The sequence below is a fragment of the Pseudomonas sp. RT6P73 genome, from assembly GCF_054897715.1.
The window spans coordinates 975,509-992,941 of record NZ_JBUBUV010000002.1; the positions used below are offsets into that span (position 1 = coordinate 975,509).

20 protein-coding genes, 1 tRNA gene and 2 pseudogenes are annotated in these 17,433 nt (G+C 57.7%); 8 read left to right on the plus strand and 15 right to left on the minus strand.

Annotation, left to right across the window (positions count from 1 at the left end; all coding sequences use genetic code 11):
• Nucleotides 1–71: 71 nt before the first annotated feature.
• Nucleotides 72–1,403 carry an MFS transporter gene (locus ACYZT6_RS04920; protein WP_462025962.1) on the plus strand — a complete coding sequence of 444 codons (1,332 nt, stop codon included), beginning with the start codon at nucleotides 72–74 and terminating at the stop codon, nucleotides 1,401–1,403.
• Between the two features lie 179 nt (nucleotides 1,404–1,582).
• On the opposite strand, the gene ACYZT6_RS04925 is transcribed toward ACYZT6_RS04920, so the two are convergent.
• Nucleotides 1,583–2,071: a DMT family transporter gene (locus tag ACYZT6_RS04925; protein WP_462025963.1), complete on the minus strand. Its 489-nt coding sequence runs from the start codon at nucleotides 2,069–2,071 to the stop codon at nucleotides 1,583–1,585.
• A 77-nt stretch (nucleotides 2,072–2,148) separates the two neighbouring features.
• Between ACYZT6_RS04925 and ACYZT6_RS04930 the strand changes: the two genes are divergently transcribed.
• Nucleotides 2,149–3,060, plus strand: coding sequence for a LysR substrate-binding domain-containing protein (locus ACYZT6_RS04930; RefSeq protein WP_462025964.1), 912 nt, complete (start codon nucleotides 2,149–2,151; stop codon nucleotides 3,058–3,060).
• A 32-nt stretch (nucleotides 3,061–3,092) separates the two neighbouring features.
• Here the strand turns inward: ACYZT6_RS04930 and ACYZT6_RS04935 are convergent, their stop codons facing one another.
• Both ACYZT6_RS04935 and ACYZT6_RS04940 read right to left on the minus strand, forming a co-directional pair.
• Nucleotides 3,093–3,377 carry a type II toxin-antitoxin system RelE/ParE family toxin gene (locus ACYZT6_RS04935; RefSeq protein ID WP_462025965.1) on the minus strand — a complete coding sequence of 95 codons (285 nt, stop codon included), beginning with the start codon at nucleotides 3,375–3,377 and terminating at the stop codon, nucleotides 3,093–3,095.
• On the minus strand, nucleotides 3,367–3,606 hold the full coding sequence (locus ACYZT6_RS04940) for a CopG family ribbon-helix-helix protein (protein WP_462025966.1): 240 nt from the start codon (nucleotides 3,604–3,606) through the stop codon (nucleotides 3,367–3,369). Before ACYZT6_RS04940 ends, ACYZT6_RS04935 begins: the two co-directional genes overlap by 11 nt.
• Nucleotides 3,607–3,840: 234 nt before the next feature.
• Between ACYZT6_RS04940 and fos the strand changes: the two genes are divergently transcribed.
• The 5 genes from fos (at nucleotide 3,841) to ACYZT6_RS04965 (ending at nucleotide 7,243) form a co-directional block, all read left to right on the plus strand.
• Nucleotides 3,841–4,278, plus strand: a complete 438-nt coding sequence (gene fos, locus ACYZT6_RS04945; RefSeq protein WP_462025967.1) for a fosfomycin resistance glutathione transferase — start codon at nucleotides 3,841–3,843, stop codon at nucleotides 4,276–4,278.
• Between the two features lie 44 nt (nucleotides 4,279–4,322).
• Nucleotides 4,323–4,961: a LysE family translocator gene (locus ACYZT6_RS04950; RefSeq protein ID WP_462025968.1), complete on the plus strand. Its 639-nt coding sequence runs from the start codon at nucleotides 4,323–4,325 to the stop codon at nucleotides 4,959–4,961.
• Between the two features lie 79 nt (nucleotides 4,962–5,040).
• Nucleotides 5,041–6,390, plus strand: coding sequence for a sensor domain-containing protein (locus tag ACYZT6_RS04955; RefSeq protein ID WP_462025969.1), 1,350 nt, complete (start codon nucleotides 5,041–5,043; stop codon nucleotides 6,388–6,390).
• Between the two features lie 117 nt (nucleotides 6,391–6,507).
• Entirely contained in the window at nucleotides 6,508–6,666 is a 159-nt protein-coding gene (locus tag ACYZT6_RS04960; RefSeq protein WP_462025970.1) for a KGG domain-containing protein, read from the plus strand.
• Between the two features lie 73 nt (nucleotides 6,667–6,739).
• Nucleotides 6,740–7,243: a DUF4142 domain-containing protein gene (locus ACYZT6_RS04965; RefSeq protein ID WP_462025971.1), complete on the plus strand. Its 504-nt coding sequence runs from the start codon at nucleotides 6,740–6,742 to the stop codon at nucleotides 7,241–7,243.
• Nucleotides 7,244–7,310: 67 nt separating this feature from the next.
• Here ACYZT6_RS04965 and ACYZT6_RS04970 read toward each other — a convergent pair whose 3' ends face one another.
• The 3 genes from ACYZT6_RS04970 to ACYZT6_RS04980 all read right to left on the minus strand — a co-directional run bounded on the left by ACYZT6_RS04970 (nucleotide 7,311) and on the right by ACYZT6_RS04980 (nucleotide 9,151).
• The gene (locus ACYZT6_RS04970; protein ID WP_462025972.1) at nucleotides 7,311–7,721 is read right to left on the minus strand and encodes a low affinity iron permease family protein; all 411 of its coding nucleotides are present in this window, start codon (nucleotides 7,719–7,721) and stop codon (nucleotides 7,311–7,313) included.
• A gap of 262 nt (nucleotides 7,722–7,983) precedes the next feature.
• Nucleotides 7,984–8,523 (minus strand): AidA/PixA family protein, encoded by a 540-nt coding sequence (locus ACYZT6_RS04975; RefSeq protein ID WP_462025973.1) that lies wholly within the window; start codon nucleotides 8,521–8,523, stop codon nucleotides 7,984–7,986.
• Between the two features lie 124 nt (nucleotides 8,524–8,647).
• Nucleotides 8,648–9,151: an inclusion body family protein gene (locus ACYZT6_RS04980; RefSeq protein ID WP_462025974.1), complete on the minus strand. Its 504-nt coding sequence runs from the start codon at nucleotides 9,149–9,151 to the stop codon at nucleotides 8,648–8,650.
• 536 nt (nucleotides 9,152–9,687) lie between these two features.
• Here ACYZT6_RS04980 and tam point away from each other — a divergent pair.
• Nucleotides 9,688–10,458 carry a trans-aconitate 2-methyltransferase gene (tam, locus tag ACYZT6_RS04985; RefSeq protein ID WP_462025975.1) on the plus strand — a complete coding sequence of 257 codons (771 nt, stop codon included), beginning with the start codon at nucleotides 9,688–9,690 and terminating at the stop codon, nucleotides 10,456–10,458.
• A gap of 261 nt (nucleotides 10,459–10,719) precedes the next feature.
• Here tam and ACYZT6_RS04990 read toward each other — a convergent pair whose 3' ends face one another.
• The 9 genes and pseudogenes from ACYZT6_RS04990 to ACYZT6_RS05030 form a co-directional block, all read right to left on the minus strand.
• Nucleotides 10,720–11,448 (minus strand): class I SAM-dependent methyltransferase, encoded by a 729-nt coding sequence (locus ACYZT6_RS04990; protein WP_462025976.1) that lies wholly within the window; start codon nucleotides 11,446–11,448, stop codon nucleotides 10,720–10,722.
• A 389-nt stretch (nucleotides 11,449–11,837) separates the two neighbouring features.
• Nucleotides 11,838–12,128: pseudogene (locus ACYZT6_RS04995) on the minus strand (type II toxin-antitoxin system HicB family antitoxin); the annotation flags it as partial.
• Nucleotides 12,129–12,209: 81 nt separating this feature from the next.
• A complete protein-coding gene (locus ACYZT6_RS05000; RefSeq protein WP_438660528.1) occupies nucleotides 12,210–12,473 on the minus strand; it encodes a short-chain dehydrogenase in 264 nt (87 codons plus the stop codon).
• 443 nt (nucleotides 12,474–12,916) lie between these two features.
• A pseudogene (locus tag ACYZT6_RS05005) lies at nucleotides 12,917–13,125 on the minus strand (helix-turn-helix domain-containing protein); the annotation flags it as partial.
• 216 nt (nucleotides 13,126–13,341) lie between these two features.
• Nucleotides 13,342–13,415, minus strand: a tRNA-Gly gene (locus ACYZT6_RS05010).
• Between the two features lie 160 nt (nucleotides 13,416–13,575).
• Nucleotides 13,576–14,460, minus strand: coding sequence for an alpha/beta fold hydrolase (locus ACYZT6_RS05015; protein WP_131063203.1), 885 nt, complete (start codon nucleotides 14,458–14,460; stop codon nucleotides 13,576–13,578).
• A gap of 311 nt (nucleotides 14,461–14,771) precedes the next feature.
• Complete coding sequence (locus tag ACYZT6_RS05020) at nucleotides 14,772–15,464, minus strand: pseudouridine synthase (RefSeq protein WP_462025977.1); 693 nt, start codon at nucleotides 15,462–15,464, stop codon at nucleotides 14,772–14,774.
• A 57-nt stretch (nucleotides 15,465–15,521) separates the two neighbouring features.
• Entirely contained in the window at nucleotides 15,522–15,716 is a 195-nt protein-coding gene (locus ACYZT6_RS05025; RefSeq protein WP_461957603.1) for a cysteine-rich CWC family protein, read from the minus strand.
• A gap of 6 nt (nucleotides 15,717–15,722) precedes the next feature.
• Nucleotides 15,723–17,210, minus strand: a complete 1,488-nt coding sequence (locus tag ACYZT6_RS05030) for a sensor domain-containing diguanylate cyclase (protein ID WP_462025978.1) — start codon at nucleotides 17,208–17,210, stop codon at nucleotides 15,723–15,725.
• Nucleotides 17,211–17,433: the final 223 nt, after the last annotated feature.

The following is a 17,433-nucleotide window of genomic DNA, read 5'->3' on the forward strand; positions in this document are numbered from 1 at the left end:
CATACAGTCCTACTAAACCAGACAACAAAAACAATCGGACACCCACGGGAAGTCCGCCTGGAGAAAGCACCATGAGCCTCAATGTACTGGAGGCGGGCGCGAGCCCGTCCGTTAGCCACGACGAAGAAAAAGCCCTGGTCAGCAAGGTCGCCTGGCGCCTGATGCCGCTGATCATGGTCTGCTACCTGTTCGCCTTCTTCGATCGCATCAACATCAGCTTCGCCAAGTTCCAGCTGCAGACCGACCTGAGCCTGAGCGACACCGCTTACGGCCTCGGCGCCGGGTTGTTCGTGGTCGGTTACGTGATCTTCGAAGTGCCGAGCAACATGATGCTGTACAAGGTCGGCGCCCGACGCTGGATCGCCCGGATCATGATGTCCTGGGGCCTCGCCACCGCCGCCATGGTCTTCGTCAACAGCGAATGGCAGTTCTACGCGCTGCGCTTCGTGATCGGCGCGATGGAAGCCGGCTTTGCGCCGGGAGTCCTGTATTACCTGACGCTATGGTTCCCGCAGCACTATCGCGGGCGCATCACCTCGATGCTGTTCCTGTCGTCGGCATTTGCCGGTCTGGTCGGTGCACCGTTCTCCGGGCTGGTGTTGCAACACCTCGACGGCTTTATGGATATGCGCGGCTGGCATTGGCTGTTTTTGCTGGGCGGCGTGCCTTGCATCGGTCTCGGCTTGCTGGTGCTGACCTTGCTCAAGGACCGCATCGAAGACGCCCATTGGCTGACGCCGTCGGAGAAAACCCTGCTGGCCAGCCGCATTGCTCACCATGAACCGCACAAGAGTGGCGGCTCGCTGCTCGCCGCGCTGCGGATCCCGGGTTTCCTGACCCTGGGGCTGATCTACTTCCTGATTCAGGTGGCGTCCTACGGCTTGAATTTCTGGGCACCGCAGCTGATCCGCAGTGCCGGCACCGAGAGCCCGGTGATGATCGGGCTGCTGACCGCCATCCCGTACGTCTGCGGCGCCATCAGCATGGTGGTGATCGGACGGCTGTCCGACTCGACCGGTGAGCGACGCAAGTTTGTTGCAGGTCTGGTGGCGGTGGGCGCGGTGGGGTTCTTCTGTGCGGGGATCTTCGCCAACCACACGACCTTCCTGATTGTCGCGCTGGGCTTACTCGGTGCCGGCATCATCGCCTCCATTCCGAGCTTCTGGACCCTACCGCCAAAACTGCTGGCCGGCGCCGGCGCAGGGGCGGCCGGCGGGATCGCGGTGATCAATACCCTCGGCCAGTTCGGCGGCATCGTCAGCCCGGTCATGGTCGGACGAATCAAGGACCTGACCGGCAGCACCACCCCGGCGCTGTATGTCATTGCTGTCTGCGCGCTGATCGCCGTTGCGCTGCTGCTGTGGGGGTTGCCGCAGAAGCTGCGTACGCTCGACAAGTTCTAAGCGTTTCGCAGGCTACGCTGGTCCCTGCATCGACCACGCATCCTTGCAGAGGCCGGCGAAGCTGCGATCCCAAGGTGATGATCATTCCCACGCTCTGCGTGGGAATGCAGCCCGTGACGCTCCGCGTCACTGGACGCGGAGCGTCCTTAGAGGCGTTGCCACGCAGAGCGTGGGAACGATCAGGATGTCGCGATCAGCGCTTTGGTTGGCGCAGCACTGAACTGAATCAACGCCACCCCCGCCATCAACAACACCGCCCCAACCACCCGCGGCAACGTCATCTGCCGTTCCACCAACCCAAACAACCCGAAGTGATCCAGCACCAGCGAAGCCACCACCTGGCCCGCCAGCGCCAACGCAATAAACCCCGACGCCCCAAGCTTGGGCAGCAGCATCAGCGCCAACGAAATAAAACACACCCCGAACGCACCCCCCGCCCACATCCACAGCGGCGCTTTGGTGATGAACGCCAGCGACGGCAGCGGCAAGCGCATCGCTAAAATAATCGGCAACAACACCACGATACTTACCAATAACGACGCGAGCGTCGCCCACAACGGGTGGCCCAATCCACGCGTGAGGTTGGCGTTGATCGCACTCTGAAACGGCACCACCGCCCCGGCAACCACGGCCAGCAGCAACAGCCCGGCCCAATGCAACGTACTCATGATCATTCTCCAACAGGTTTTGCTGGACTCTAGAGTATTCGTCGCGCAGATTTAAATTCCAAATTGCTATGCAGAACATGCATCAGATGAATGATCTTCGGCGTATCGACCTCAACTTGCTGGTGATCCTCGACGCGTTGCTCAGCGAGCAGCACGTCACGCGGGCGGCGCAGCGTCTGCACCTGAGTCAGCCCGCGGTCAGTCACGCCCTGGGGCGATTGCGCGATCTGCTTGGCGATCCGCTGCTGGTACGCGCTGGCGCCACGCTCGTGCCCACCCCGCGAGCCCTGGAGTTGATCGCACCCTTGGCCGAAGCACTTGCGCAAGTGCAATCACTGCTGGCGCCGAACGCCTTCGACCCGGCCACGGCCAAGCGCACGTTTCGTCTGGCGATGTCCGACTACGGCGCCGCCATCGTCCTGCCAGGGCTGGTTCGGACGTTGCGCCGGGAAGCGCCGGGCATCGACCTGCAAATCAGCCACGCCAGCCGCGAAAGCATGCTCGACGCAGTACTCAACGGCGACATCGACGTTGCAGTCGGGGTATTTCCGGAGTTGCCCAACGAACTGCGCAGCACCCCGCTGTTCGAAGAACACTACGCCTGCCTCCTGGACCGCAACAGCTTGCCCGCCAATGGCGTACTCGACTTACCGACCTACCTCGCCCGGCCACACGTCCTGCTGGAAATGCGCGGCAGCGGCACCCCGGAAATCGAGCGAGCCCTGACGGCACTGCGTGAGCGCCGTCGCGTCGCGATCAGCCTGCCGCACTGGAGCGTTGCCCCGGAGTTCATCAGCGACACGGACCTGATTCTCACCGTTGCTTCACGTGGGCTGCGCGAGATTGATGAACGCTCGTTGATCGTCGTTCCGCCGCCGTTTCATATTCCGTCGTTTACGTTTGTGTTGGTCTGGCACAAGCGGCGGGGTGGGGATCAGGCGTTGAACTGGTTGAATGGGCGGATTGGGGAGGGGATTAGGCAAGAATGACGTTCTATCCAGAGCCCTGATTTTTGAAGTGTTTACCAATTGGCAGGCGGAAGACGTCTGGTATGGAAGACCCTTAATACCTGAAGGCGTCCTTGGCGAACCCGATAGGGAATCAGATAAGGTTGATCTGGCAAGACCCATTCGCGGGTGCCGGGCAAACGGCCTTCGCGGCCGGTTGCCGGGAAACGAGCAAGGTGATCGACGCTGGCGAGGATAGCTTGGACGAAGTCTGCTGCGGCTTTCGGATTCTCAATTGCTATATAAGCGGCTTCCTCATCCAGATTTTTCAATGCGGTACGCAACCACTCAATGCGCATTGGCACTCCACTTATCGGCGATTGCGTTTACTTCCTCGGGTGATGCGAAGTCTCCTGCGTCGGCTTCCTGCAGAGCTTTTTGAATTTCCTCGATTTGCCAGGCTTCCCGGGCGAGGTATTCACGCAGTGCATCCAGGGCAAGAAATGACTTGCTACGGCCAGTGGCTTTGGAAAGATTGGAGAGGGTATCGGCGATTTCGTCTGGCAAGCGCAAAGACATGACGGACATGGCGGTCTCGATGTAGTGGTTTGTAATACAACATACTACATCGTCGTACAGGGGGAGATGCTAGCCCGTTCGTCTGGCGTAACAATTGGCGTTTCGGATACTTCGATCCGGGGATCGTGCGCTGCTGAAATCGTTTATGTGTTTCCAAAACCAGCGACCTGAAAAAACAGGTCACGCTGAGCTAGGATAGCGAACACTACGTCGTGCCTGAAGAGCGCAAAGATTACTGACAATATGCTTACCAGCCTCAACCACCTGACCCTCGCTGTCACAGACCTGAACCGCAGCGTGGCGTTCTATCGAGATCTGCTGCAGCTGCGCCTCGAAGCTTCATGGAACACCGGCGCCTACCTTTCATTACCGGGATTGTGGCTTTGTCTGTCCGTTGACCCGCTGCGCAATCCGGCCCCTGTCGCCGACTACACGCACTACGCCTTCACTATCAGCGCAACGGATTTCCCCGTGTTCGTCGAACACCTGCGGTCCGCCAACGTACAAGAATGGCGCGACAACCACAGCGAAGGCGCGTCCTTCTATTTCCTCGACCCGGACGGCCACAAGCTCGAAGCCCACGTCGGCGACCTGGCGTCGCGGCTGGCAGCCTGTCGCGAGCGGCCGTATGCGGGGATGAAGTTCTTCGACGATCAGTCAGTCGAAATTCCCGGGACCTGATATAGACTTGCGCCCATTCACCAAATAGTTCAAAAGGATTTCCCATGACCCCATCGCTGCTCATGGCCGTTCTCGCCTCGGGTTTTATTTACGGCATCACACCGGGGCCGGGCGTATTGGCGGTGTTCGGGATCGGCGCGGCGCGGGGTCGACGAGCAGGGGCGGGGTTTCTCTGCGGGCATTTGCTGGGGGATGTGGTCTGGTGCAGCACGGCGTTGATCGCCATTGTTGGCGCACGGGAAATCGGCAGCACGGCGTTCGATGTGTTGGGCGTGCTCAGCGGTCTGTACCTGTTTTGGCTCGGTTTGCGCGCCATACGGGCGAAGCGCAGCAGTGCTGATGCCCCTCAAGGCCCGGCTCGCCAGCCCTTTTGGCACGGCATTCTGTTCGGCCTGACCAATCCGAAGGCTTACCCCGTGGCAGTGGCGACGTTCACTGCGCTGCTGTCCAGCCGCGCGGAATTGCTGCACTGGTCAATGTTGCCGTGGTTGATTGCCCTGAGCTTTATCGGTGGCCTCATGGCCTACGCTATCCTCATTGGCATTGTTGGTGCACGGCAGGTTCGCACCTTGTATCAACGCCATGAACTGGCGATCACCCGGTTGTGCGGAGTGATGTTTATCGGTTTTGCCATTAACGCCCTCGCTCATGCACTGCCGGGGCTGGTGACGAACAAGGCTTGAGCGCACGGATGCGTCAGTTGTACTGATCGGTCAGGGAGGGTTCTTTTTTGCTGCATTGTCCGGACACCCTCAACGCACCATGGCAACCAGAAATTCCGCGCCGTTGGCGAGCTACATCGATCTCTTGCTGGACGCCGTCTGTGCGGTGGATAAACAAGGTCGCTTCGTATTTGTCAGCGCGGCCTGCGAGCGTATTTTCGGCTACACCCCCGACGAACTGATCGGCCAGCCGATGATCGATCTGGTGCATCCCGCTGACCGGCAGCGCACCCTCGACGCCGCACGCGAGATCATGGGCGGCGAACCCAAGCTCAACTTCGAGAACCGCTACCTGCGCAAGGACGGGGCGGTGGTGCATATCCTGTGGTCGGCGCGCTGGTCTGAAGTCGATCAACTGCGCATCGCCGTGGCCCGGGACATCACCGAGCGCAAGCAGGCCGAGTCACGGCAAGCGGCGTTGTATGCGATCTCCGAAGCGGCCCATGCAGCGGAAGATTTGCTGGCGTTGTTCAAGCGTATTCATTTGATCATCGGCGAATGGCTGCCGGCGCTGAATTTCTCCGTGGCGCTGTACGATGAACACTGCGCACAGCTGAATTTCCCCTATCACGTCGACGACCACGAACTGCAACCCGAGCAGCCCGGAACCATGACCGGACGCCTCTGCGCCGAAGTGATTCGCAGCGGCCAGCCGATTTTGCTGACCCCGGACCAGGACACTCCGCCAGAAGGTTTTGAAGCGCTGGTCGCCGGGCCGGATTCGCCTTGCTGGCTGGGTGTGCCGTTGAACTCGCAAAACGGCACCATCGGCGCGCTGATCGTCAAAAGCGTACCCGGTGGCGAGCGTTACACCGAGCAAGACAAGGAATTGCTGCAATACGTCTGCGCCCAGGTCGCGACCGCGATCGAGCGCAAGCAATTGCATGCCCGATTGCAACGCATGGCCCAATACGACCAACTGACTCAACTGCCCAACCGGGAGTTGCTGCGCGACCGGCTCAAAGACTCTCTGGCGCTGGCCCGCGCAGACTCCGGACGAATGGCGCTGTTGTACGTCGACCTCGACCGCTTCAAGGAAGTCAACGACACCCACGGTCATGCGGTCGGCGACATGCTGTTGCAAGTGGTCGCCAATCGGCTCAAGGGCTGCGTGCGCGAGACCGACACGGTAGCGCGCATCGGTGGGGATGAATTCGTGGTGTTGTTGCACAGCATCCACGCGTCGGAAGACGCTGAGCGCGTGGCGGGAAAAATCCGTCAGGTTCTGGCTCAACCCCTGCGCCTGGACGGGCATAGCGTGAACATTCAGCCGAGTATCGGCGTCGCGCATTACCCCGAGCACGGCACCGAAGAAAAGCAGCTGTTCCGGCATGCCGATGAGGCCATGTACGCCGCCAAGCGCCAACATCACCAGCGCCTCGGGGCCTGAAAAATCTGCCACCGTTCGTCGCGACGATTTCAACTTTTCTAAACCTTTGTGGGGATCGAAATTCAGATTCTATGCGGGCTCCTGCTCGCCGCGATCATCACCAAGAGGTAGAGAATCATGCCTAATTCAAGAAACTCGAACTCGGGAAACTTCGCCAACGATCGAACCAAGGCGTCTGAAGCCGGTCGCAAAGGTGGGAAAACTACCACTACGACTGTCGATAAAGAGCCTGTTAAGCCCGATATGGGCCGCAAAGGTGATCAGAAGTCGAAGTAGTCGCAAGGTAGTTTTGATTGAGAGGCGGGGGCGAAAGCTCCCGCTTGAATTTTTTCAGAAGGAGGGCGCGACCATGAGCCGGATGGCCACCCGATTACGCACTGCCAGTTTTGTCACGTTGCTGGGCCTGTTTGCCAACAGTGCCTTCGCCCAGTCGCCCGCCGAATTCATCAACGATGCGTCGGCCAAAGGCATGGCCGACATCGAAGCCAGTCGACTGGCGCATCAGAAAACCGAATCCAAAGAGGTCAAGGACTACACCATCGTGGTCATCAATGACCGTACGACCGCCAATCAGCATTTGGCGAAGATCGCCAAACAACTGGATTTGCCGGTTGCACCACGGGAAGAAGTGGTCGACAAGGCCAAAGCCTTGATGCCGGAAGTGAAGGACGGCGCGACTTTCGACCAGGCCTACGCCGCCAGTCAGGTGAAAACCACCCAGGAAGCCATCGAGCAACTTCAGCAAACCGCACAGACCACCGACGTGCCGGAAATCAAAGCTTTCGCTGAAGAAACACTGCCAAAATTGCAAAACCATCTGCAGATGGCCAGGGCACTTCAAGCCGGTCGATAACAATTGCGTTTGACGACGTTCAAAGCAAACGGCGCGTGATTCACATCACGCGCCGTTTTGTTTGTGCTCAGCACTCATTCAAATCCTGTTTGCGCTTGTTCGAAGCCGCCAGCCCCGCCAGGCCATGCACGTCTTTTTCGCCCATAGCGCGATAGTGTTTACGCAGCGCCTCGAGTTGCTTGAGGTCCAGTGCCTCAAGCCCCAGCATCGCGTTCTGCGCCTCCTTGTTCACCCGCAGCAACTCATCGATTTTCAAGTGCAGGATGTCGGTGTCGCGGTTTTGCGTGTTCTGGATCAGGAACACCATCAGGAACGTGATGATGGTGGTTGAGGTGTTGATGATCAGTTGCCAAGTGTCGTTGTAATCAAAAATCGGCCCGCTCATTCCCCATAGCGCAATCAGAATCAGAGCCCCCATGAACGTCTTGGGACTGCCGGCCCAGAGGGCGAGTTTCTGCGAGATTTTTGCGAATTTCATTGCCGTGTTCCTTATAGGGATGCGCCTGAATTTGTGACAGCGCGGGCGGGATGAAAATTCTACTTACATTTAGTCTCGACGGAATTTTGTAGCAGCTGGCGAAGCCTGCGTTCGGCTGCGCAGCAGTCGTGAAGTCAAACAGTGCGGTGTTTCAGGAAAACCACAAATTCAGGTTTTACGACTGCTGCGCAGCCGAACGCAGGCTTCGCCAGCGGCTACCGATCGCTTCGACTTATCTGACAGGAAAAATCCTGATACGGGGTCAGTCCGTCAACTTCACATCAACTGCCCAGCGGAAGTACCCCAACGCCTCGCAGCTTTTATCAATCAGCATGAAGTTCAGCTCACACGCCTCAACCCCCGCGCCCAATTGCGTGCACTGCCAATAATGATCATCGGCCGTGTGGCTGCCCGGTTCGGTCGGATTTTCAGGATCGGGCGCAGGCACGGTCAGGTTTTCCTTCACCAACAATTCAGGCGTCGAAAGTACGCCGGCATCGCCTACCGACATCCCGTAAAACATCACGCTGTGTTCAGCGAGCAAGCTGACGGTTCTGCTGCGAATATGGAAAGTCGATCCGGTGCCGAGGGTTAGCGTAATTGAGCTGTCATTTATTGTACTTTGTGGCGTCGTAGATCCGTTGATGGCGAAGATGAAGCCGTCGGCAATAGACGTCGGATTTTCGGGCTCAAGACTGGGTTCTGGATAGCGTGAAAGCAGAGACTCGGCATCGACAACCAGCAACACATTGTGGGCGGTCGCAACACTGGACGAAGGGGATTTGATCGGTTCGGAAGTCATCATGGATTCCTTTCATGATGTTGACGCAAAACGGTAGCCGCTTCGGTTCATGCAAGACATCCTGTTCCTGTCGAGGCGGCAACGAACTCGGCAGACCCCTCGTTGCCAAGGGGCCAGACCATCGTCAGTTACGGATGGTAATGAACGGATCCCACGAACAGCAGCCGACAATCTTGCAATCGCGATCCACGATCAGGAAGTGGAAGTGGTAGGTCACGCTGCCGCACGACAGGGTTTCGGAAGACCAGTAATGGTTATCGACTTTCTGGCAGCTCGGCACCGACGGCTTGCTGGTGTTGGGAACGGCAACGCAGGCTGTAGCCTTACGTGGCGTGGGTGTAGATATCAATTCGTTGCCGACGTTGCCAATGAATTTGTAGAAAATCACTGCTGTCTCGAAGCTCTGCGAAAGGCTGGTTTCACGCCAGCGAATCAGGTCGCCCACCTGAGCTTTCAAATTCAGTTCACCACCGGCCTGGCCATTTATCACGTTGTCCCGGTTGGTCACCATGTACACATGGTTGACGTCGATTAACGTCGGCGAGTCGGGATTTTTGCTGATGTTTGGGTAGTTTTTCAGAATGGTTTCAGTGTCGATTGAAACAAGAACATCCGTGACTCGAGACATAGTAAAGCTCCTTGTTCATAGTGAGCGCCTGGCATCTTTCCAGGCACAGCATCGCTTGCTTGCCTTGCGGCCGTTGCGAAAACACTACGGGCGGAACCCACCGATCACGGGAGATAAGTTGGCCTTGCTCCCTGCGTGCAAACTGATAAGTCGGGTTCCTTCCGACGGCCGCGATTAGGACTATAGATGCGAAACAGAGGCTGTCAAAATTGCTGGACTGCATGTTCGACGAGCGGTCGATATAGTTATGACTTCCGATGATTTGGCGATAAAAAACAGCTCATTCAAAACCGCTTTGCTCCACCGACGCCAAGTGATGCAAGTTCAGGCAATAGACAGAAATGACCTGCTACAAGATCAGTGGGCCAGGCAGGAGCATGGCTGGAAAGGGGGGCAAATTTTGCTGTTTCACTCGATGAGGGGGTCAACTGACATCTTTCGCCATAGGTCGGATAGGGCAGGGCGCACCGGTCGGGGTATCGTAGCGAACCGCTTGTGCGCCGCTGCCCACAACAACGCACCGACAGGAGAACGCAATGAGTTGGTCCGCCAAACAATACGTCGCTTTTGAAGATGAACGCACCCGCCCGGCCCGTGACTTGCTCGCGGCGATCCCGCCGGTGGACGCGCGCTCAGCCATCGACATCGGTTGCGGTCCCGGCAATTCGACCGAGTTGCTGGTGGAGCGCTTCGCCGATGCCACGGTGCGTGGCCTGGACAGTTCGACCGATATGATCGAGGCCGCCCGCAAGCGCTTGCCGCAGTTGCAATTCGACACGGCTGACATCGATACCTGGAACGAAACGGGTCCGTTCGATGTGATTTTTGCCAACGCGGTGTTGCAGTGGGTGCCCGATCACGCGACGTTATTGCCTTCGCTGGCCGCCCGACTGACCCAAGGCGGCAGCCTAGCCATTCAGATGCCTGACAATCTCAACGAGCCGTCCCATCGCCTGATGCGCGAAGTCGCTGCCGATGGGCCGTGGGCCAGCAAGTTGGCGGACGCCGCCGGTCAACGCACGGAAATGGCGAGCGCCAGCGAGTACTACTCGATGCTGCGACCGCATTGTGCGCGGGTCGACGTGTGGCGCACCACCTACCATCACCCGCTCGCGGGCGGTGCGTCGGGCGTGGTCGAGTGGTTCAAGGGCAGCGGCTTGCGGCCGTTTCTCGAAGCGCTGGATGACGAGGAAAAAGCGCAATACCTCGAGCAGTATCACGCCGCCATCGAGCAGGCTTATCCGGCACTGAGCGATGGTTCGGTGCTGTTACCGTTTCCGCGGTTGTTTATCGTCGCGACGCGTTAATGCAAAAAGGGACGGATCACGCTGAGCGTTATCTGTCCCTTCGCCTGGCACTCAGGTACTCAAAAATAAACGAAGCAAAGCCGAACAACCCGATCATCGTAATGATCATGATCCCCAACTCTGAATTGTCCATGTTGATCTCTTGGCGATGTGTGAGCTGACACAATAAAGGTTCTGTGGTCAGGTCCCACGCAGCGCTACTGTTTCTTTACTGGCTTGCAGGAATCCATACGCAAACATTACGAATACCCGGCGTCGCCCTCAGCGCTGAACGCCGACCAGCATCATCATCGGCCGCTCCCGCTCTTCGGCCAGGGCCGGTTGTACCGCCACCTCAGCATCGGTCGGGCCCCATTCGTTGACCTGCTGGATGCTGAAACCTGCGCCAATCAGCGAATTGAGCAACGTGCCGATAGTGCGGTGCTGCTTGATCACGCCTTCGGCCAGCCAGTTCGTCACCCGCTCGCCTTCCATTTGATAACTGTCCACCGGCCAGCGTTTGTTCCCTTCGCTATCAATCAGCCAGCCCGGATTACGCGGGGCCATGAAGATTGGGTGTTCGATGGAAAATACGAAGCGTGAACCGGGTTTAAGGGCTGCGTGGATTTTGGCGAACAGACCTGGAAGATCTTTGATGTAGTGCAGCGCCAGAGAGCTGTATGCCAGATCAAAACTGGCTGCGGGCAGATCGAGTTGTTCCAGGTCGGCACGGGCGTATTGGATATTGGTTTGCGACGTCGTCCTGCGTGCCTGCTCCAGCATTTTTTCCGAAACGTCCAGACCGAGCACACTATCGGCACCGTGTTCACTGGCCCAGCGACAGAACCACCCGTAACCGCAGCCTAGGTCGACCACCTTCAGGCCTTTCATGAGAGGCAGCATTGCTTTGAGCGAAGGCCATTCGGGCGCTGCGTCGAGACCGCCGATGGAACGGGCAATCTGGCTGTAGCCCTCGAAAAATTCCGGGTCGTCGTAGATGTTTTGAGTCATGTTTGGAAGGCTCTGTTGAGATCGTTCATGGGCGGCACCTGATGTGCGGCCGATTGGGTTCCCTCGGAGAGTGATGACGCGTCTTCGTCGATGGCCGCGCAGGGGGGAGGGTGGTTGAAGATAGGGAAATGCTAGCGGGTTCAGCGGGTAGGGGAAACGGGATGAGCGTTGGGGATTTGTAAGCGAGGTTCATTTCAAAAAAGCGGCTATACGGTTAATGCCGAACAGATAATTGGCGGAACACCGCAATCTATGTGGGAGCGAGCTTGCTCGCGATGACGGTTTAACATTCAACAGCTGTATTGACTGCCAGTCCGCTATCGCGAGCAAGCTCGCTCCCACAGGGTTGCGGCTGAACTGATCGGAATTTGCAATCCATAGCTGCCTCATACGTCGATGCTAGTAGGTTTCGCGAAGTACTTGGTCAAGTTGATCTCCACCACTTCCCAGACACATCCCGCGTACTTCGGATTCGCTCTATGCAGGGTGACTTTGCCGGCAGGTGGAATCGGCAAGCCGTTTTCATCCAGTATTTCGAAATGCCCCTCAATGGCTTCACGCGCCATGGCCATCGCATCGTCCAGATCTTTCCCCGCCGAAAAACAACCTGGGACATCCGGGATTTCCACACCCCATGCATGCTTGTCATCGCCCATTGAAATTGCAATCGGATAAAGCATATTCACTGCCCTCCCTTAGACCAGTTGCTGGCGCTATAAACGCAAAGGACGCCCAAAAGGCGCCCTAATCTCACGTCAAAACTATTCCGCATCCATGCGTCGAGCGATGACGTCCAGCACATCACAACCGTCGCGCAAAGGCACGCAGCACAGCAATGCAAAGTCGCTGAGGATCACCGCGTCAGACGTAATGTCGCCTCGCATCGCGAGGTTTTCAAGAAGCTGCGTGACAGCCCGGATTCTGTAGCTGGCGGTGCTGAGCAGGGAATGCAGCGGTTGGGTGGTGTTGACGAACAGGGAGGGAAGGTCGTCGGCGTTACTGGTTAAAGCCATGTATTCGTTCATGAGTAGTTACCGTTAGTAGGTGGAAGACCTGCCACTCAATCGTCGCCAAACAATTAGGGTGGCAGCTGTACGCGGGTTGGCGAACCGGACAACGGTGAAACCGGCAGACCCGAAAGTCTCCCACGCACAGCTACCAAAAAAAGCGCAGTAAAGTGCAGTCAGAAAAAGCTCCGAAAAAGCTCGGAGTGCTTCTGAATCGTTGTCATCGAGTCGCCAAACCCAATACGCCATTTGGGCGCGGAACGGACTATAGGCCTCGTGACAACAGCGCAGCAATGCGCAAGTCTACGGACAATTCCCACCGTAGTGTAGGACCTTGCCTTTTCGATAATTGGCCACTTTCGTGCCACTAGCGAATGGGTTTTCGACAGGTGATGGCAGGAGTTGATTGATCATTCAGGATGAAAAAATCAGCGGTTTACTAAATCCTGTTCTCAACGAGCCAGGCCTTGCTGATGCACACGGAATTTAAGAGCCTCAATCGGATCGGACGGCGGCATCGGGTGATGCTCGTCTTCGTACTTTTCGATGAGCAGCGCCAGAGTTTCCAGATCTTCACCTTCACGCGACCCAATGCCTGCCCCCACAGCTTCTCCACACGAGCAAATGCAGCGTTCAGGTCTTCTTGGTTGAGAATTAGCTTACGGTTCATTCCACGGTCTCCGCGTTGATCTGTTCATCTTGGGCAACGGGTGCCGACAATTCCGTTACCGGGGCAAGTAAAACGCTAACAAAAACACCATTTTTGTGCGAAAACGTTAATTTTCGCGATGAAACACAAATCCCAGACACAAAAAAACCGGCCATCAAGGCCGGTTTTTTTTACCTGCATCCCCCGTCAAAACACCACGTGAGACCAAAATTCGATTGGAGCGGGTGAAGGGAATCGAACCCTCGTTATCAGCTTGGGAAGCTGGAGTAATGCCATTATACGACACCCGCTCAGAGCGGCTGACTTTGTACCAGATGTGCGCGTGGAAATGAAGTTTTTCTTTGCGCGCGATGCGTTTAGCGCAGGTGAACGGTCGTTCGCGGGCAAGCCTCGCTCCTACAGGAATGCGTTTAACACTGTAAGGCGGGGCTTGCTCGCGACGACGCTGTTTCAGATGGCCAGTGCATGTTGGTCCTGGACGTAGTGGTAGCGCGGTCGGCTTGCGTGTTGTGCCGGTTTCAGGAAGCCCAGCAACGCGTCGCGGCTGTCTCGGCAGGCAGCTTTGTGCTCCATGTCGAGAAAGTGGCCGGTGGCCTGAAGGGTGCTGAAGGTGGCGTTTTGCACGTGGTTGGCGAACAACCGGGCGCCATCGGCGGCGGTGTATTCGTCCCATTCGCCGTTCATGAACAGCACTGGCACGTTGATTTTCTCTGCGGCTTTGAGGAAGCACTGGCGATCGCTGTTAAGCAGATCGCTGATGTGGAAGTGCATCTGCCCGTATTCATGCTCGGCCAGGCTGCTGACATGGCGATAGTTGAAGCGCTTGAACAGCGTCGGCAGGTGTTTGCCGATGGTGCTGTTGACCAGGTTGCCGACCCGGTCGCCGTCACGGCTGCCGAGGTAGTCAACGCCGCGCTCGAGGTAGTCGAGCATGTGCGCGTTGATCTCCGGGGAGAACGAACTGATCACGGCTTTTTCGATGCGCCGTGGCTGTTGGGCCAGGGCGACCAGGGTTGCGGCGCCACCCCAGGAAAACGACAGCACGTGTTCGGCGCCGAAGTGGTCGATCAGCTCCAGGAGGATCTGCCCTTCGACTTCCTTGGTCAGCAATTTCTCATGCAGGTTGTGGGCTTTTGACTTGCCCGCGTAAGGTTGGTCGTAGCAGACCACATTGAACTGTGGATGAAGATTTTTCACGGTTTGTGCAAACGACGCAGTCGTGGCCATCGAGCCGTTGACCAGAATAATGGTCTTCTCTGCGGCGTCTGCGCGATAGAACTCCGTGTAAACCCGATACTGACCCTGTATATCCAGCACAGCGATTTCTGGCCTCATGTCATCAGACTCCAAGCAAGCGGGTATGCGCGCAAATGAGATTGCACGAGCTTTGTGACAGGTAGGCATACGCCTTGAATTTGGAGGCCCATGTCGATCCGTACAGCAGGTCGACGGGTATTATTATTGGCGGGCAGTCTGTCGGTCTGAGGCGGAACCTGAGGGTTCTCTAACCGGCAAAAAGTTACTTTGAAGTATGTTGTGACTCATCGGTCACATTTCGGCCGACGTCCTGATTCAAGCAGGGGTCACGTGATCGCGCAAGTGCCTTTCGTAAATTGTTCGACAACTTCTGCTCAGCGGTAGGCTGCTTAGATCAAATGGATCTCTTCGGTGCGTAATGCCCGGTACTCGCCCGGTTTCAGCGCACTGTCGAGCACCAGCGGGCCCATGCGTTCGCGGTGCAGGCGCAGCACCTTGTTGTCGAAGTGGCCGAACATTCGCTTCACCTGGTGATAACGGCCCTCGACGATGCTCAGACGCGCCGATGTCGGCCCTAGCACGATCAGCTCGGCCGGTTGCGTGGTGAGGTCTTCGAAAGCGAAGTACAACCCTTCAGTGAATTTCAATGCGTATTCCGGGCCAATCTCCTGCTCGGTCTCGACGTAATAGACCTTGGGCAGTTTGGTCTGCGGTTGGGTCAGGCGCCGCGACCAGCTACCGTCGTTGGTGATCAGCATCAGGCCGGTGGTGTTGAAATCCAGGCGACCGGCGATGTGCAAGTCATCGCGGTCCGGCTCATGGATCAGGTCGAGTACGGTCGGGTGCGCCGGGTCGCGGGTGGCGCTGACGCAGCCGGGCGGTTTGTGCAGCATGAAGTAGCGTGCGGGCTTGCCGACTTGCAGCACTTCGTCATCAACTTCGACTCGGCTGAATTCCAGTACCTCGGCATGCGGGTCGCTGACGATTTTTCCGTCGACCCGTACGCGCTTTTCCACCAGCAACAGGCGCACCTGCTTACGGTTGAAGCGCGGCAGGTTGCTGAGGAAACGGTCAACGCGCATGGCTGGGGTTCAGTTGGAAAAGGGGCGCGTATCTTACGTGATCGGCGGGACGCTTGCTTATAGCTGCGCCTCGACCTCGGCACAACGCGGGCACAAGCAGGATTTGTCGCGCAGTTCGGCCGGCAGCGCTTCGAGCACCGCCGGGTCGATACTGACACCAAAGCACCAGCACGCTTGATCAACGGTTCGCGGGTCGGCCAGGGTGCAAGCGTTGGAGGCGCCGCAGGCCGGACAGAATTCAGGTTTGTTCATGTAGGGCTATGCATAACTGGTGTGAGGCATTTCCATGCAGGTTCGGTTACGGCCGGATTGCTTGGCCCGATACATCGCATGATCGGCCCTGGAGAGCAGGGTGTGCAAGGTTTCATCCGGTTGCAGCGTCGTGAGGCCAATGCTGACTGTCAGCTTCAAGGCCTGATCGTTGTAGGCATAACGCTGTTGCTCGACATGTTGACGAATTTTCTCGGCGATCATTAGACCGGTCTCACCGTCGGTGTCCTTGAGCAGCACGATAAACTCTTCGCCACCCCAGCGGCAGACGATGTCGGAGTGCCGCAGGCAACTCTCCAGATCCCGGGCGAAGCCGATCAGCACCTGATCGCCGGCCAGGTGACCGTAGGTGTCGTTCAAGGCCTTGAAGTGATCCAGATCCAGCAACAACGCGGTCAGCGGCTTGGGCTCGCGCTGGGCCTCGTGCATGGCTTGCGCTGCCAGGAGATCGAAGCCACGGCGATTCGGCAGTTCGGTCAGGCTGTCGAGCGTCGCCTGCGCCTGGATCTTGCCCTGGTAGCGCTTGATCACGCGGTTGAGCAGGGCCAGCACGATCAGCGTGACGAGCAGGCAGATCAGCAGGTTGAGGTACAGCGACTGGCGGATTTCACTGAGGGCGCCGTCTTCACGCTTGTCGACGAACAAGTACCAGTTCAGCTCCGGAATGAAGCGCACGTTGAGAAAATGGCCCTGGCCGTGGACGGAATATTCGTAGCTGCCGCTGTGGGGTTTTGGCAGCTGGCTGACCAGGTCCTTCATGTTCTCAAGCGCGCCGAGTTTCTGGCCGATGCGCGCGCCTTGCGGGCCACCGTCGGCGCCGGTGAGCACCAGTCGGCCGAAGTTGTCGACGAAGTACACGCTGCGCTGGTATCGCTGCTGGTATTTGTCGATCAGCTTGATCACCGCATCGACCGTCAGACCGACACCCGCAGCGCCAATGAATCGGTTGTTGTAGTCGTAAACCTTGTAGTTGATGAAGAAAGTCTGGTTGTCCTTGTTGGCAAGGTCCGGGTCGACGTTGATCTCGTAGGGATCGGCCATGTCGCGCACGCGGAAGTACCAGGCATCGCGGGGTTCAGTGGACTTGACCTGTTTGAGCACGCCTTTGGCGTGGTAGTAGGTGAGGCTGGTGTTGGAGACGAAAAATGCCGTGTAGGCGCCGTAGTGGGTCATGACCTCGTTGAGGTAGCGGGTCATTTTCTCGGGGTCTTGCTCGCCGTTTACCACCCAGTCACGCATGAAGGTGTCGCGGGACATCATCGAGGAAATCAGGATTGGTCTGACGAGGTCTTTCTGGATTTCCGAGTAGACCGTGTCCGACGTCAGGGGCAGTTCGGTGTTGACGATGCTGTCGCGGATGGAGGCTCGCGAGGCGTAGTAACTGAGGAAAGAGGTCGCGAGAAAGCCTGCACCCAGCAACGCGATAAGCGTGAGGACCAACGATCGTTGCGAATACAGCGGCGAGCGAAGCGGCATGACGATTCCGTTGGCAGTGACCCGATGGCAGGCATTCTAATGGCACTGCGGGGAAATGACTTCTGCATTTGTCAGGTGAATCGGCACAGATCAAGCGTTGTGGCGTCTGCGCTGACGCCTTCGCGGGCAAGCCTCGCTCCTACAGGTATTTTGTGTCCCCCCGCAATCACGCGAACAACACAAAACCTGTAGGAGCGAGCGGTGCGGCGATCCGACTTGCCCG

Excerpts from the sequence above, each read along its gene's own strand:
- ACYZT6_RS04975 (WP_462025973.1), bottom strand. The coding sequence starts at position 8,523 with ATGACTTCCGAACCGATCAAATCCCCTTCGTCCAGTGTTGCGACCGCC.
- ACYZT6_RS04980 (WP_462025974.1), bottom strand. The coding sequence starts at position 9,151 with ATGTCTCGAGTCACGGATGTTCTTGTTTCAATCGACACTGAAACCATT.
- ACYZT6_RS05000 (WP_438660528.1), bottom strand. The coding sequence starts at position 12,473 with ATGAACGAATACATGGCTTTAACCAGTAACGCCGACGACCTTCCCTCC.
- ACYZT6_RS05020 (WP_462025977.1), bottom strand. The coding sequence starts at position 15,464 with ATGCGCGTTGACCGTTTCCTCAGCAACCTGCCGCGCTTCAACCGTAAG.
- fos (WP_462025967.1), top strand. The coding sequence starts at position 3,841 with ATGCTTACCAGCCTCAACCACCTGACCCTCGCTGTCACAGACCTGAAC.
- ACYZT6_RS04990 (WP_462025976.1), bottom strand. The coding sequence starts at position 11,448 with ATGACTCAAAACATCTACGACGACCCGGAATTTTTCGAGGGCTACAGC.
- ACYZT6_RS04960 (WP_462025970.1), top strand. The coding sequence starts at position 6,508 with ATGCCTAATTCAAGAAACTCGAACTCGGGAAACTTCGCCAACGATCGA.
- ACYZT6_RS04920 (WP_462025962.1), top strand. The coding sequence starts at position 72 with ATGAGCCTCAATGTACTGGAGGCGGGCGCGAGCCCGTCCGTTAGCCAC.
- ACYZT6_RS04940 (WP_462025966.1), bottom strand. The coding sequence starts at position 3,606 with ATGTCCGTCATGTCTTTGCGCTTGCCAGACGAAATCGCCGATACCCTC.
- ACYZT6_RS04925 (WP_462025963.1), bottom strand. The coding sequence starts at position 2,071 with ATGAGTACGTTGCATTGGGCCGGGCTGTTGCTGCTGGCCGTGGTTGCC.
- ACYZT6_RS05030 (WP_462025978.1), bottom strand. The coding sequence starts at position 17,210 with ATGCCGCTTCGCTCGCCGCTGTATTCGCAACGATCGTTGGTCCTCACG.
- ACYZT6_RS05025 (WP_461957603.1), bottom strand. The coding sequence starts at position 15,716 with ATGAACAAACCTGAATTCTGTCCGGCCTGCGGCGCCTCCAACGCTTGC.
- tam (WP_462025975.1), top strand. The coding sequence starts at position 9,688 with ATGAGTTGGTCCGCCAAACAATACGTCGCTTTTGAAGATGAACGCACC.
- ACYZT6_RS04970 (WP_462025972.1), bottom strand. The coding sequence starts at position 7,721 with ATGAAATTCGCAAAAATCTCGCAGAAACTCGCCCTCTGGGCCGGCAGT.
- ACYZT6_RS04935 (WP_462025965.1), bottom strand. The coding sequence starts at position 3,377 with ATGCGCATTGAGTGGTTGCGTACCGCATTGAAAAATCTGGATGAGGAA.
- ACYZT6_RS04950 (WP_462025968.1), top strand. The coding sequence starts at position 4,323 with ATGACCCCATCGCTGCTCATGGCCGTTCTCGCCTCGGGTTTTATTTAC.
- ACYZT6_RS04955 (WP_462025969.1), top strand. The coding sequence starts at position 5,041 with ATGGCAACCAGAAATTCCGCGCCGTTGGCGAGCTACATCGATCTCTTG.
- ACYZT6_RS04930 (WP_462025964.1), top strand. The coding sequence starts at position 2,149 with ATGCATCAGATGAATGATCTTCGGCGTATCGACCTCAACTTGCTGGTG.
- ACYZT6_RS04965 (WP_462025971.1), top strand. The coding sequence starts at position 6,740 with ATGAGCCGGATGGCCACCCGATTACGCACTGCCAGTTTTGTCACGTTG.
- ACYZT6_RS05015 (WP_131063203.1), bottom strand. The coding sequence starts at position 14,460 with ATGAGGCCAGAAATCGCTGTGCTGGATATACAGGGTCAGTATCGGGTT.